The sequence below is a fragment of the Nostoc sp. C96 genome (genome assembly GCF_059384975.1).
The window spans coordinates 2,336,900-2,350,498 of sequence record NZ_CM182020.1; the positions used below are offsets into that span (position 1 = coordinate 2,336,900).

Below are 13,599 nucleotides of genomic sequence, written 5' to 3' on the forward strand. Positions count from 1 at the left end.
GTAGACAAACAAGCTTATTAACGATAGGCTAGTTGTACGCGAGCGCGGACTGCTTTTTCGGTATCTGTTGTCAGCATTTGGTTGAGTCTGGCAAAAATAGGCTGTTGTAAATCGCTATTTTTTGCCAAGGCTTGTAAACCAACAACAGCAGCATACCGAATTGACCATTCAGAGTCTTGAGAAATAAATATAAGTGTTTCTAAGGCTCTTTTGGGCGCTGTATGGCTGGCGGTAAAATCTAGCATAGACCAGTGCAAGTTTCCTAAACCTTTGGCAGCAGCACGGCGGACACTAGGGGCAAAGTCTGTAGCAGCAGCACTGATTAATAAATCTAAAGCACGAGGGTCAGCGATCGCCGCTAAAGTGCGAATCGAATAAGCCCGCGCGCCATAGTTATAGTCATCAATTTGAGATATTAGCTGTGGTACTGCGATTTCTCCCATTTCTGTGAGGGCAGTTGCAGCTACCCCTGCGGCAACTGGGTTGTTATAACCAAACACAGCAATTAGGGTAGGAATTGCAGCTATATCTTTTGTTGCTGCCAAGTTCTGCACTGCTGTCACCATTTTTGCTGGTGTGACGGCTTCGGCGACGGCACGAATTAGTTCATCAGTCATTGGTCAATGATCAATGGTCAATGGTCAAGAGTCAACAGTCATTACTTTTGACTATGAACTATTGACTCTTGACTATAAAAGTGCATCCATCAAATTCATTACCCGAATTGCGTCATCGGAGACAGCAAGTTCCTCTAACTCGTCTGTCAGTTGATGCTCTAGCAATCCTTTGAGGGCAATAAGTTTGAAGCTATTTTCGACCTGAGCGTGAGCGATCGCTTCCGCTGCTGCCAAATACCCAATTGCACCCAAATCCCCTAAGACAACGCGACGTAACTTCAGATCGCCAGATGCCAACATCTGCACTAACCTGTCTCCGTAGATGGGGTTTTGTGTGAGTTGGTACATGGCTCTGGCGGCGGCGCATTGTACTCGTGGTACTGGATGCTCTAGGAAAGGCTGAATGAGTGGAATTGCCTCAGTAGCGCGAATGGCTCCCAAGGCTTCGATAACTGCTTCGTAGGGCTGGGTTAGGTGGGGTAGTCCCTCTACTTGCACGGCCTCGGCAACACCACCATCTAACATTTTGATCAGTGCTGATGCAGAAGTGCGATCGCGCAGCATTGCTAAGGATTGGGCGGCGGCTTCACGCACATAGAAGTCAGCACATTCTAGGCATTCAATTAAGCTCTTTACTGCTCTAGCATCGCTTAACTTACCTAATGCTCTAGCTGCATTGCGGCGTAGTGGATAACCTCCCAGTTCTGTCCTATCAGCTTCATCGTTTAATGCGGCAATCAAGGCATCCACAGCATCGGCTCTGTTAACCCGGAACTTGCCCAGCCACCAAGCTGCATAATAGCGGAGACTTAAATCTGGTGATTGCAGGTTAGCGATCGCTAACTCTGGTGTGAGCTGTGGCGTGTTCTGGGCGGGAAATTCTTCCCCACTGGGTTCTATCATTACCAGGGGATTATTCCTCTTCAGCAGTTAATGGCTCAATCTTGATGATTTTGCCACCCAAACGGGTAATTCTTTGGTATTCTTCATTCATCCGGCTGTATGGCACTGTAATAAATACACTACCGCTATTGCGGATATTGTATTTATTTCTGTCAGTTTCGGAGTTTTGCCGCAAGCCTACAACTTCGTAACGAAATACCCGGCTAGCAGATGAAGAAACGCTACTAGCACCCAGTGTGGTTTGACCGAACATTACTTCTATATCTCCTGTTTGGTTGTAAACTCTCTATTGCAGCAAACAATCTAAGCTGGTGTAACACTGGCTATTTTGCCACCTTGCTTATGAATTTGCTGAATTTTTTCAGAAAGCCGTTCGTAAGGTACGATAAAAGCTGTGCTGCTTCTTCTCACGCTTGGGTAGCCGGGATTGCGAAGTCCTGTAACTTCAATGCGGTAAACACGATCTGCTTGTCCGACAGCGTTGCCTAAGTTCCGCTTGGGAGCTAGATCTGCGGTGGCACGGAAACTCCAGTTGTTATTAATGCCGGATGGGCCAACTATTGAGGAAGCTAGATTGCTGGCTAATTCCCGCGCTAGGCGTGATTTTTTCCCTTCTACTTGGGCGCGATCGCTATTGGCATAGCCTCGGTATAAACGGAATATCCGGTTAAAACCTACTGTTTTTTGCCCAGGTTGAGTTTCAAAACCACGATAGTAAGGTACGATGCTGTCGCCAAAGTTGTTTTGATACTCTACCGAATCAATGTAAGAGTCAACTTCAGCGTCGTAACCTTTGTTTTGGTACAAGTCGAGGTGATAAACAACTTCTGACTCATCGTAAGGAGCGCGACCCAACAAATGTTTGTAGTTGAGTTCGATCAAACGAGTTTGGAAGCTGTTATAGAAAAACTTGGTTTTGTAGAGTTCTGATTTGGCAACGCTACGCACAAACTCCCGCACTGTCAGGTTTCCATCCCGCAGGAGTGATTCTGCGCTTACGAGGCGTTCTGATGCCATGATGTAATCATTACCCAAAACTTGCCGATACACGGCACGAATCACGGCTTCGACTTCTTCTTTGCTGGCGTTGGGGCGCAGTTCAACTCTACGTGCTTCGCTGTATGGCTCTGTCCCTAGCCTAGATGCTGCTGTTGTAATTGCCATTTTCTATCCCCCTATTGATGTTCGACTGCTTCGAGCCGACTGCTTGCTGAAATAAAGCCTTTTATTTATGCCCACATAAAAACTATGCCCGGGGCTAGATCCAACTGCTAGGTGATTCCATCCAGCACTTGCATCCCTCCCCGGGCAGAAAACTATCTAGCTGAGAGCGTTGATAGCGTAGTCGATGTAGGTGTTAGCTTCGTTAGCAGCTTGACCAGACAAACCATGATTAGCTTTGATGTGCTTCAGAGCTTCTACGTACCAGCTAGGAGACAAATCAAAGGAGCTGTTGATTTCAGCCAAACCAGCAATTAAGTACTCATCCAATGGGCCAGTACCACCAGCAACTAAGCTATAGGTAATGATCCGTAGGTAGTGACCAACGTCACGAGCGCACTTAGATTTACCACGGCTGTCAGCAGCAAAGTTAGGGCCGGGTGTTTGGGTGGTGTAGGGGAATTTTTGGTAAACAGCTTGGGTTGCTCCATCGATCAAGCGTTGAGCGTTGGAGGTCAAACCACGAGCAGCTTCTAAGCTGGCAGCAGCACGTACATAACGACCGTTAACAGCTTGCAATTCGGTGTTGCCTAAGAAACGTCCTTGGGTGTCAGCAGCTGCGATAGCTTCGGTAATTGGTGTTTTAACCATCTTTTCAAATCTCCTTGGTATTTTTTAGTCTTTTTACCTGGTTGCCTGATACTTGCGTATGAGACTTTTGACTGCTATTAACCAACAGCAGCAGCAGCACGATCAAAGTAGCTTGCTACTTCGGAGATCAATGCACTGCAATCACCTTTGGTGATACCGTTGGGATCGTTAGCGATCGCAACAGCTGCATCTTTCATCTTCTGAACGCCAACAGCTACAGAAGAACCAGGTGTACCTAGAGCGTTGTAGGTTTCACGCAAGCCGTTTAAGCAGCGATCATCCAGGACACTTGCATCACCAGCTAAAATAGCGTAGGTTACATAGCGCAAAATGATTTCCATGTCGCGCAAGCAAGCAGCCATACGACGGTTGGTGTAAGCGTTACCACCAGGAGCGATCAATTGGGGTTGCTCTTCAAACAAAGCACGAGCAGCGTTGGTAACGATAGCAGAAGCGTTGCTTGTAATGCGGTTAACAACATCTAAGCGCTTGCTGCCTTCTTTAACAACGTTAGATAGAGCATCTAATTGTTCGTTGCTTAAGAACTCGCCTCTAGCATCAGCTTGAGAAGTTACCTTGGTGAATACATCTAATGTCATGGACTCTAATCTCCTAATTCCTTAGTTGAGAGATGTCTCGATTAAAACTGGTAATGTTTTATCAATTTTGGTCGGGATGGAACATAACAGACCAAGTATCCCTTTGTATTTTTGCTGCCCCTCAAATTTGCCTGTTGCTTCATGAAAAAAATTATGAGAATCAGGTTCGGTTTTATGAGAAACGAGCAAACTTTACGAATTGACTGCCTTGTTTATGTTCTGTCTGTTATTTACCCCTCCAGCTTATGTTTATACAACGCTATAGATCCTTTATTTGTTACAAATTATGAATAAATAAGTTGCAGTCATAAGAACCCCCTCAAATCCTTTACATACAAGGGCTGTAACTGAGAAAAGTGAAAATTTTTCGTTACATAACTTCATGGTTGCCAAATTTTTCCGTAAATATGGCGGGTTTAATATTTTCTTAATTTTCTTACAACCCTTACCAAGCAACATATTGCCGTTCTACACCACTTTTCGCATCCGGATGGTTATTGTAAAGAAACATAAAATAAATATTTCGCAACATTTTTGTGAGTGATTGGTTGAAAGTCCAAGGTTAAGAGTTAATTAATCAATGGCGACAAAGCTAGGGCGATGCGCGATCGCACTACCTGATCGGCTTCTCCCGCGATCGCATTTTGTAAAGCCGCCTGAGCTTCGGGGGTGGCTATAGCTTGTAAAGACACCGCAGCCGCATAACGCAATCCCCAATCTTCAGGGGTAAGCAAAGCCCAAGTTAGTTTGTCTTGCACCTTAAGAACTACTTCTACATCGTGAGAATTAATCGCAATGTTTCCTAATCCTCGTGCAGCAATCCGGCGCACATTCCCTTGGCAATGATTAGCGACAGTTGTACCTAAAACTTCCGCTAATACATCCAATGCGTCTGGAGAACCAATTTGAGCTAAAGCCTGAATAATATGAGCTTGCAAACCTTGATCACAAGAAGCTTTGTAAGCAGTAATTAACGGTTTTACTGTCGAACTTCCTAGCTTGACTAACGCCTCTACAGCAACAGCCCTCACAGTTGGATGATGATGACTCAAAACGGCAATTAAGGCATTGATAGTCTCTAACTCTGGTGTGTCACTAACTGTGATTGCTGTAATTGCTGAAATCACAGTTTCTGGTGTTCCGGTATGATTTATTTGTGAAATTAATTGCTCATTCATAAAAAACTGCATGACAAAAAGGACTGGTGATAGAAGTAAAAAAGTAAAAGGCAAAAGGAAAAAAAGCTATAAAAGTATTTTGCCTTTTAACTTTTTATTTTTGACTTGTAAATACCAATCTTAAAAATTGATTTTTAAATTTTAAAGTTGAATTAGTAAATCATCTATCGCTTGAAAAATTAACAAAGCTGTTTTTTCTTCATAATTATGACTTTCCAAAAGTGTTTCTAAAATGCGCTTTAAGTTCAACAGCTTCAAACTATTAGGAACCTGCGCCGTCAAGATTGCTTGTATAGCTTGTTGATGTCCAACTGCACCTAAGTCAAAAACCGCAGCCCAACGTAAATACATATTGTCATGGTTGAGGTTTTTAACAATACGTTCGATGTATTGAGGTTGTTGAGTCAACAGATACATATATCGAGCCGCAGCACATTGCACTCGTTCAGAAGGATGTTTCAAAAATGCTTCAATTTGCGGCTGTGCTGACCAAACTTGGAGCGTTGCTAATGCTTCAATTAAAGCCTCATAGGGTTGTTCTTGAGTGCTTTGCAAAAGATTGAGCAAAGGATTTATGGCTCTTTTGTCACCAATAGCAGCTAAAGCAGCGATCGCCGCTTCCGTGAAACGCAAATCTTCGTCACACTCTAACGCTGTTACTAACGCTGTTACAGCTTGGGGATTTTTCAATTGTCCTAAAGCGCGTGCAGCTTGACGGCGTAACGGATAACCCCCCCCTGGAATACGATAGCGTTCATCAAATAAAGCATCACATAACGCCATACAGCCTGCTTGTATTTGATGTTTACCCAACCACCAAGCGGCATAATAGCGAATTTGATTATCATCACTAGATAATGCGGCGATCGCTGTTTCTGGCGAAAGAATTGGTTCGGCTGTGTTAGTGGTCATGATGAAATAAAGGTGTAAGGGATTAAGGGTGTAAGAGTATAGAGAGATTTTTTACACCCTACACCCCTACACCCCCACACCCAGTTTCAAAGATTACCCGCTGAAATTATTCAGCACTTTTTACACTTGCGAAATGCTGACTATTTTACCGCCACGCTTGTGAATTTCTTGATATATAGCTGAGAGACGTTCATAAGGTACGGTGTAAGTCTGACGGCTGCGGCGGACTGCGGCTTGAGAACCGACTTTACCAGCGATCGCTTCAACAACAAACATCCGGCTATCTCCTTTGGCAGCCGAACTAATTAAAGTTGGTGCTTCTGAAACAAAACCCGTACCTGCGGAAGTTGGTGGCAAAATTCCATTAGCCAAATTCAATGAAACTTTAGTCCGCAAGCGAGAATTTCTTCGCCCCATCTGAGCATTATCACTATTACCACAACCGCGATAAAGTTCTAAGATCCGATTAAAACCTACGGTTTTCATTCCAGGAATTGATTGAAATCCTCGATGATAAGGAACAACAGAATTCCCAAAAGCATTGTCATATTCTGAGCTATAAATGTAAGATTCAATATCTGCATCGTATCCACGACCAGCATATAAATCTACATGGTAAGCAATCTCTGATTGATCATAGGGCGCACGTCCCAATAAGTGCTTATAGTTTAATTCAATAAACCGCACTTGGGAGTTTTGATAAAAAAAGCATTCTTTGTAAAATTCAGATTTTGCTAAAGTCTCGACAAATTGTTTTACACTAATTTTGCCATTACGCAATAAAGCTTCGGCACTAGTAAATTTTTGGCTGGCATATAATCCTTGACGACCAAAAATTTGTTGATAAGCAGCCCGAAATACTTTTTGTAATTCGTCTTCACTCCAATTTTGGCGTAGCTCTACTTTAATACCGATTTCGTCTCTAATGCCTAGCCGTTCTGCAACTGAAGCACTCATTTTGACAATCACTCCTTTTTAAATCTCTGTTTGCCATAAAATTGGGTCTTTGGTAGTAGAAAATTACCGCATGAAAGTAGAAATTTTTTCTACTTATTGGGCAATTATCTATTTCCAAAGACCCAGAAGTTTTGTATTAGCTTAAGGCGTTAATTGCATAGTTGAGATAAATGTTTGCTTCACCGGCGACATCACCATTTAAACCATGATTATCGCGGACGAATTCGAGAGCAGCTATATACCAACTAGGAGATAAACCCAGAGCGCTGTTGAGTTCGCTTAAGCCAGCAACTACATATTCATCTAAAGGGCCAGTACCGCCAACAACACAGCAATAGCTGATGGTGCGGAGATAGTGGTCAATATCGCGTACACACTTAGATTTCCCTTCGGGTGTAGAAGCATATTGAGGGCCACTCATTTGAGTGGTGTAGGGGAATTTTTGATAAACATGATTTGCTGCTGCTTCTGACCATTTTTTGCCATTATTTGTAAATGCTTTAGCAGCTTCTAAACCAGCACGAGCGCGGTTGAAACGACCAAATACTGCTTGCATTTCAGTATTGCTGAGATAAGAACCACGCAGATCAGCAGCTGCGATCGCTTCAGTTAAAGGCGTTTTCATAATTCTCCTAATCTCCTCGATTTTTGACTAATGATTAACAACCAGTTTGAGAAAGTTTGAACCAACAAATTTATTAAACAACAGCACTTGCAGCGCGATCAAAATAGTTGGCTACTTCAGCAATCAGTTGATTACAATCACCTCTGGTAATACCATTGGGATCATTAGCAATTGCAATAGCAGCATCTTTCATTTTCTGAATTCCTGAAGCTACAGCATCACCAGGAGTACCCAGAGCTTGATAGGTTTCACGCAAACCATTCAAGCAGCGATCGTCCATGACACTAGCGTCACCTGCTAATACAGAATAGGTGACATAACGTAGAACAAATCCTAAGTCACGGATACAAGCAGCTTGATTGCGATTATGGAAACAAGCACCACCAGCATTAAAAATTTGGGGACGTTCAGCAACTAAAGCACGATAGGCATTAGCCACAATTGATGAAGCGTTACCATTAAGTCTGTTCACTATATCTAACCGCTTATTACTATCAGCAACCATTGCTGATAATGCGTTGATTTCATCACCGCTTAGATATGAACCTTTTCTATCGGCTTGTTCAACTACTTTGGAAAAAGCGTCAAGCATTTTCTATTCCTCCTAAAGGTCATTCATTGCAGATTATCAATGCGTTTTATAGCAATTAATCAATTGAAAAAAATTTATTGCATCACACAATAGCTATTTCAACTTAGTGATTTGAAATAACAATATTTGGCGGCAATCAAATATTTTAAAAAACAGCTAATTTTGCTGGGTTTTTAATTGCTTTTAAAACCTTGTTCGTATTTTATATATTGGTTGAGTTCGTTTATTCTTAAGTTTTGTAAAATAGTGTTACTCCATACAGCTTTTTAGCTAAAGTGTTGCCCTACAAAGCTTTTGCTAATACTGACGAAATATTTGCTTTACAATTAAACATTTTTAGACATCTTACTTCATATAGTCTCTCATTTTTTTTGATCTGAGTAACAAATACAACTTATATATCAAGACTCTCTGACAGTATGGCGTGCGGAAGTATATAACACAGCAGGAATCAAGCTACTGTTGAATACAAACTAAAAGTTGAACATTAAAGCTTTTTAACTTTTAACTTTTGCTTTTTGACTTCTGTGTAGTGTGAGTAGTTTGTTTAAAATTTGTTAGAGAAATTTTGTTACTTATGTCACAATGTTTTATTTTTATTTAGCTAATAAAAATAATTTAGATTTTTCATCCCACATATATTCTTAATTTCCTTATAACTTTTGGTTTACAAGGGTTTCATGCCGTATTCTCACCACTTACTGCCATTTTGGTAAAAAACTTCTGTGTAAGCTTTTGTAAAGCTAATTGAAAGAAAGTCGGACAATTCTTTATATTCTTTTTTAAGAAGAGATTGCGGCTCTGCGGCGGAGAACTTCTAATAAAGTTGTCAAAGTCGCCGGAAGTGTTGCTGTCACCTCAATCCAATCTTCAGAAATGGGGTGCTGCAATTTTAGTCGCCAAGCATGTAATGCTTGTCCGGGAAGATTTACGCCTACAGAACGACCAGAACCATAAACAGGATCACCAACAATGGGATGTCCGATTTTGGCGCTATGAACCCGAATTTGATGAGTGCGTCCTGTTTCTAATTGAAAGTGAATTAATGTGTAGTTACCCAAGCGCTCTAATACTTGCCAGTGCGTAACTGCTGCGCGGCCACCTTCTTCTACAGGTACAACGGCCATTTTCTTACGGTCTTGGGGATGGCGACCAATGGGGAAATCTATCTTACCACTTTCCGTTTTAGGCGCACCATAAACTACGCCTAAATATTCTCGTCGTGCGGTTTTTGCTTGGAGTTGCGCTTGCAAATGTTGATAAGCAATGTCAGTTTTGACAATAGCGATCGCACCTGTTGTATCTTTATCTAATCGATGCACAATTCCCGGACGCTGAACTCCGCCAATACCAGGAAGGTTAGGACAGTGCGCCAACAAAGCATTTACTAGTGTGCCATCAGGATGTCCCGGTGCGGGATGGACAACTAAACCCGCAGGTTTGTTAAGGATCAGTAACTGGTCATCTTCGTAAAGAATATCTAGGGGAATCTGTTCTGCTTGTAGCTCTAGGGGTTGCGCTTCTGGTATTTGTAGTGTGATGCGATCGCCTGCTTTCACATTCACCTTCTTAGATGTGCAGACTTTATCGTTAACTTGCACATTACCCTGTTCGATGAACTGCTGAATGCGAGAACGAGAAATATCTGGTAACTCTTCCGCAAGATAACGGTCTAAACGTTCACTATTTTCTGAAACTTGTAAATTAAATTCTGTCTGCATCGAGAATAAGGGTGTAGAGAGTAGGGATACTGAAGGATGATGACTTGGTAAGCTCAAACCTCAGACTAGCCTGCGGCAAGCCGCTACGCGTCTACATATTTCACACTTCATACTTCATACAGTTTCCGGGTAGATGATGTCATGTTTGGTAGAAGAAGGTAGCTGAGTCACCATAAGCGTAAGTCCAATTTACACAAGTGGCATAGTTAATTTTAACTTAATAGTTCAATAGTCAAAATTTATAACTTTGTGCTGTTAAATTGGGAGATTTTACTTTGCATATTTCTTCACTCAGATAGATTGCCACATTTAAAATGTTTTAAATTATCTCCAGCCTGCGTAACATGATTAATTACTGTACTTCTTTTATCTCTCCGGATACTCTGCTTAATTTTAGACAGTTGAAATCTTTAAATAAGAATTACATTCATATCTTCATAGTTTGTTTATCATAAAGCTAATATATTTTAATCTGGGAGTAGAAAATTAGATTAAACTACCATCAAGCATTAAGCTAAATTTAGATACTGTGCTTGTATTAACTACACTTTTTGAGTTTTTCCACAAGCTTTGGTTTATGGAACTCAGATCTAGTGCTGAGTCAATATTGATCGACATATAAAAGCAAAATTTGTTTTTAGTGCTGATGCCACAATTATCTGCTGCAAGTGTTGTCTAGAGTAAATTTTCAACTTTTCACTGAGGTGCTTTTTACTACGGAGTATTGGTTCATACTGTTGGGTGTAAAACTTTGACTGAGTAAGTATATACCTAAATTAAGTCATTTCCCATTAAAAAGCTATCTTTTCAGTTAATTTATACGTAAAGCAATGACAATTTTGCTACTGATGGGTTGGAGCCAATACTTCTAAATGCAAAATATGCTGTACTGTTAAACTAGCCAAATTATTGCCAGCGAAGAAAGCAAAATTGACGTTTGGATACTGTTTACAGACAACCAATTCAGTTATTTTGCTATTGAGCAATAGCTTAGTTTGGTATTTCTTAGTTAGGTGTAGTTAGGGTGGCAATATCTTATCAGAGATTGACTACTTTAGAGTTAGGGGTAAAGAATCTCTGTACTAACTAAAATGTGGCCGCTATATTTAGCGGAATAGCATCTCTAAAATATTTTACTGTGAATGCCGACTAAGGAATTCACCAATTTGACTTGCCAATATGTACTTATATTTAAAACTATTCCGATGAAAACCCTCCCTATTAGTAGATATAGATTCTTTCAAAAAATCCAGCCGTTATCTCTGTTGAAAAAAATCACCAGTAAATCTGTGACTGGTTGTTTACAAGTGTTTAGCACATCAGGTGCTTGGTCAATATATATAGACGAAGGTAAGTTAATTTATGCGTGCTACTCCGAAAAAATGTTCGAGCCACTTTACCGGAATTTGCAGCGTTTGAGTGAGCAAATTTCGACTTTACCTTGTGGTATTGACGCTCAACTTAGAGCCATATTTGAAACAGGCGCTGGTAGTCAAACCATTCCCAACCCAGATTATTTAGCAATTTGCTGGTTAGTTAATCAAAAATATATTAGTCCAACAGAAGCAGCCTTACTGATAGAACAATTAGCCTTAGAAGTTCTAGACTCATTCTTGAACTTAGAAGAGGGGAGTTATGAATTCATCCCCGAAAGCTTTTTGGATGATATGCCTAAATTCTGCCATCTCAATCTCCGTTTATTAGTCGAACGATGTCAAAAGCGAGGAAGAGATGGAGTTTATCAAGATAGTTCGCCATATACAGAAAGTAGCTCGGCTGGGGTAAATTACCAAGAGTTGCATTCGTCATTTTTGCACACCAAGCCAAAAGCTCAACCCAAACCGGAACCACAATTACCTAAAATTAACCGCTATCCATCACAGCCTGCTAACCCTGGCCATCATAATTATCAAACTAATTCTTCTCCATCAACAGAGAAAAAAATCTACACTATATTTTGTATTGATAATAGCCCTGCTTTATTAAATGTAATTAAAAATTCTTTAGATGAGCAAATATTTTCTGTACTGGGAGTTACAGATTCTTTAAAAGCTTTAATGGAAATTCTCCGCACTAAACCAGACATTATTTTATTAAACGTAGATATGCCTGATTTAGATGGTTATGAGTTATGCAGTTTGTTACGCAAGCACGCATATTTTAAAAATACACCCATCATTATGGTGACTGAAAAAGTTAGCCTCATCGATAGAGCAAAAGCTAAAATAGTCAGAGCTTCCGGCTATTTAACCAAACCTTTTACCCAAGGGGATTTGATGAAAATTATATTTCAACATATTATGTAATTCCAGCGCGTGTCCCCCATTATTTTATTTTCCCCAAATTAAATCTAAACGTTCTTGAGCTTTTTTGAGTGCTGCTTGGGGAGATTCACCCATCAATGAAGCCTCAATTGCTCGACCAAGACTTTCCGATAGACGATTATATCCAGCTAAAGTAGGTCGAGCGCGTGCCACAACCATTTGCTCTAAAAAAACTTTCATCCAAGGTCTTTGGTTAATATATTGTTGATAAGCTTTGCTTTGAGCAGTTTTAAGATTAACTGGCAAAAAACCTGTACCAATTGCCCATTCTGTTTGAAATTCTTCACTTAAAACATATTCTAAAAATTGCAATGCAGCTTTCTTTTTCTCTGGTGTAGTCTTCATCAAATAAAAATTACCTGTACCTGTGACAGTTGCTTGATCAACATCACTAGGTATGGGAAAGACTTGATAATCTGTCTTAGATTTGGTGATATAAGTCCAAGGCCCAGTAATTTGCATAGCTACACGTCCCTGAAGAAAAGCATCTTCTTCATAACCTCGTTCTGGAGGAGAAAGAATCGCTGAACCATCTTTTAATAAGTCTTGCCAAAACTGTAGAGCATGAATTGCTCCAGGATTATTTAAATTAGGCAACCCATTATTGATAACTTCACCGCCACCACTAAATAAAAAGGGAAACCAACTAAACACAGTCCATTCTCCCTTACCCATAGGCAGCAACATACCATATTGTTCTGGTTGGTTGTCACCATTGCGGTCTACAGTTAATTTTTTGGCAACTTCTCGCAATTCTTGCCAAGTTTTAGGTGTGTTGGTAATACCCGCAGCTTGAAATAGGGTGGGACGGAAAAAAATACCTATATTACTTGTGTAGAGTGGTATTGACCACAAATGACCATCTAATGTTAATTCTTCTAAAAGGTTAGGGCTAATTTCTGACTTTAGAGGCAATTTATCTAGCCATTCTTCTAAAGGCACAATTGCTCCAAGTTCAACAAACTGACCAGTAACTTGCGGATAAAAGGAGAGAATATCTGGAGGTACTTGAGCAACAACTGCTGTAAGAATTTTTGGTAATTGTTGATCCAGTTGACCAGCATAAATAGATTCTACTTGGACATCAACATGAGTCTGATTAAATTTATCTACTAACTTTTGAAATACATCTCGATTTACTGGTGGATTGATTCCCTGCCATAGTGTTATGTGCGTAACTTGGTTATTTTGTGATTCTTTTGCTTGACAACTCGATAAAAAGATGAGGCTGACGCTTAAGATCACGATCAAAAGAGGAACTCGCCAGATAGAACGAAGAAACTGGTGAATAATTTTAACCACAGCAAATGGAAAGATAGTAAATTTCATACCTATGAGGCTGTTCGTAAACGATTATGA

The 13,599-nt window shown here is 40.5% G+C and carries 14 protein-coding genes; 1 reads left to right on the top strand and 13 read right to left on the bottom strand.

Annotation, left to right across the window (positions count from 1 at the left end; translation table 11 throughout):
- Positions 1-17: 17 nt before the first annotated feature.
- The 12 genes from cpcF to AC504W_RS10230 all read right to left on the bottom strand — a co-directional run bounded on the left by cpcF (position 18) and on the right by AC504W_RS10230 (position 9,916).
- The gene (cpcF, locus tag AC504W_RS10175) at positions 18-617 is read right to left on the bottom strand and encodes a C-phycocyanin alpha-cysteine-84 phycocyanobilin lyase subunit CpcF (protein ID WP_494877632.1); all 600 of its coding nucleotides are present in this window, start codon (positions 615-617) and stop codon (positions 18-20) included.
- Between the two features lie 72 nt (positions 618-689).
- A complete protein-coding gene (gene cpcE / locus AC504W_RS10180) occupies positions 690-1,520 on the bottom strand; it encodes a C-phycocyanin alpha-cysteine-84 phycocyanobilin lyase subunit CpcE (RefSeq protein ID WP_494877633.1) in 831 nt (276 codons plus the stop codon).
- Positions 1,521-1,530: 10 nt separating this feature from the next.
- Positions 1,531-1,773, bottom strand: a complete 243-nt coding sequence (cpcD, locus tag AC504W_RS10185; RefSeq protein ID WP_015113941.1) for a rod-capping linker protein CpcD — start codon at positions 1,771-1,773, stop codon at positions 1,531-1,533.
- 50 nt (positions 1,774-1,823) lie between these two features.
- Positions 1,824-2,684 carry a phycobilisome linker polypeptide gene (locus AC504W_RS10190; RefSeq protein ID WP_096575559.1) on the bottom strand — a complete coding sequence of 287 codons (861 nt, stop codon included), beginning with the start codon at positions 2,682-2,684 and terminating at the stop codon, positions 1,824-1,826.
- 156 nt (positions 2,685-2,840) lie between these two features.
- Positions 2,841-3,332 (bottom strand): C-phycocyanin subunit alpha, encoded by a 492-nt coding sequence (gene cpcA, locus AC504W_RS10195; RefSeq protein ID WP_015113943.1) that lies wholly within the window; start codon positions 3,330-3,332, stop codon positions 2,841-2,843.
- Positions 3,333-3,409: 77 nt separating this feature from the next.
- Positions 3,410-3,931: a C-phycocyanin subunit beta gene (cpcB, locus tag AC504W_RS10200; RefSeq protein ID WP_015113944.1), complete on the bottom strand. Its 522-nt coding sequence runs from the start codon at positions 3,929-3,931 to the stop codon at positions 3,410-3,412.
- A gap of 569 nt (positions 3,932-4,500) precedes the next feature.
- Positions 4,501-5,109 carry a HEAT repeat domain-containing protein gene (locus AC504W_RS10205; protein ID WP_494877634.1) on the bottom strand — a complete coding sequence of 203 codons (609 nt, stop codon included), beginning with the start codon at positions 5,107-5,109 and terminating at the stop codon, positions 4,501-4,503.
- A 141-nt stretch (positions 5,110-5,250) separates the two neighbouring features.
- Positions 5,251-6,021 (bottom strand): HEAT repeat domain-containing protein, encoded by a 771-nt coding sequence (locus AC504W_RS10210; protein ID WP_494877635.1) that lies wholly within the window; start codon positions 6,019-6,021, stop codon positions 5,251-5,253.
- Between the two features lie 120 nt (positions 6,022-6,141).
- Positions 6,142-6,978: a phycobilisome rod-core linker polypeptide gene (locus AC504W_RS10215; protein ID WP_494877636.1), complete on the bottom strand. Its 837-nt coding sequence runs from the start codon at positions 6,976-6,978 to the stop codon at positions 6,142-6,144.
- A 136-nt stretch (positions 6,979-7,114) separates the two neighbouring features.
- Positions 7,115-7,603 (bottom strand): phycocyanin alpha subunit, encoded by a 489-nt coding sequence (locus AC504W_RS10220; RefSeq protein WP_096575551.1) that lies wholly within the window; start codon positions 7,601-7,603, stop codon positions 7,115-7,117.
- A 73-nt stretch (positions 7,604-7,676) separates the two neighbouring features.
- A complete protein-coding gene (locus tag AC504W_RS10225; protein ID WP_096575549.1) occupies positions 7,677-8,195 on the bottom strand; it encodes a globin family protein in 519 nt (172 codons plus the stop codon).
- A 782-nt stretch (positions 8,196-8,977) separates the two neighbouring features.
- The gene (locus AC504W_RS10230) at positions 8,978-9,916 is read right to left on the bottom strand and encodes an RluA family pseudouridine synthase (RefSeq protein ID WP_494877637.1); all 939 of its coding nucleotides are present in this window, start codon (positions 9,914-9,916) and stop codon (positions 8,978-8,980) included.
- Between the two features lie 1,205 nt (positions 9,917-11,121).
- On the opposite strand from AC504W_RS10230, the gene AC504W_RS10235 reads away from it, so the two are divergent.
- On the top strand, positions 11,122-12,222 hold the full coding sequence (locus AC504W_RS10235; protein ID WP_103124735.1) for a response regulator: 1,101 nt from the start codon (positions 11,122-11,124) through the stop codon (positions 12,220-12,222).
- 24 nt (positions 12,223-12,246) lie between these two features.
- Here the strand turns inward: AC504W_RS10235 and AC504W_RS10240 are convergent, their stop codons facing one another.
- Positions 12,247-13,569: an ABC transporter substrate-binding protein gene (locus AC504W_RS10240; RefSeq protein WP_494877638.1), complete on the bottom strand. Its 1,323-nt coding sequence runs from the start codon at positions 13,567-13,569 to the stop codon at positions 12,247-12,249.
- Between the last annotated feature and the right edge of the window lie 30 nt (positions 13,570-13,599).

Coding starts and splice junctions, on each gene's coding strand:
- cpcF (WP_494877632.1), bottom strand. CDS start 617: ATGACTGATGAACTAATTCGTGCCGTCGCCGAAGCCGTCACACCAGCA.
- cpcE (WP_494877633.1), bottom strand. CDS start 1,520: ATGATAGAACCCAGTGGGGAAGAATTTCCCGCCCAGAACACGCCACAG.
- cpcD (WP_015113941.1), bottom strand. CDS start 1,773: ATGTTCGGTCAAACCACACTGGGTGCTAGTAGCGTTTCTTCATCTGCT.
- AC504W_RS10190 (WP_096575559.1), bottom strand. CDS start 2,684: ATGGCAATTACAACAGCAGCATCTAGGCTAGGGACAGAGCCATACAGC.
- cpcA (WP_015113943.1), bottom strand. CDS start 3,332: ATGGTTAAAACACCAATTACCGAAGCTATCGCAGCTGCTGACACCCAA.
- cpcB (WP_015113944.1), bottom strand. CDS start 3,931: ATGACATTAGATGTATTCACCAAGGTAACTTCTCAAGCTGATGCTAGA.
- AC504W_RS10205 (WP_494877634.1), bottom strand. CDS start 5,109: ATGAATGAGCAATTAATTTCACAAATAAATCATACCGGAACACCAGAA.
- AC504W_RS10210 (WP_494877635.1), bottom strand. CDS start 6,021: ATGACCACTAACACAGCCGAACCAATTCTTTCGCCAGAAACAGCGATC.
- AC504W_RS10215 (WP_494877636.1), bottom strand. CDS start 6,978: ATGAGTGCTTCAGTTGCAGAACGGCTAGGCATTAGAGACGAAATCGGT.
- AC504W_RS10220 (WP_096575551.1), bottom strand. CDS start 7,603: ATGAAAACGCCTTTAACTGAAGCGATCGCAGCTGCTGATCTGCGTGGT.
- AC504W_RS10225 (WP_096575549.1), bottom strand. CDS start 8,195: ATGCTTGACGCTTTTTCCAAAGTAGTTGAACAAGCCGATAGAAAAGGT.
- AC504W_RS10230 (WP_494877637.1), bottom strand. CDS start 9,916: ATGCAGACAGAATTTAATTTACAAGTTTCAGAAAATAGTGAACGTTTA.
- AC504W_RS10235 (WP_103124735.1), top strand. CDS start 11,122: ATGAAAACCCTCCCTATTAGTAGATATAGATTCTTTCAAAAAATCCAG.
- AC504W_RS10240 (WP_494877638.1), bottom strand. CDS start 13,569: ATGAAATTTACTATCTTTCCATTTGCTGTGGTTAAAATTATTCACCAG.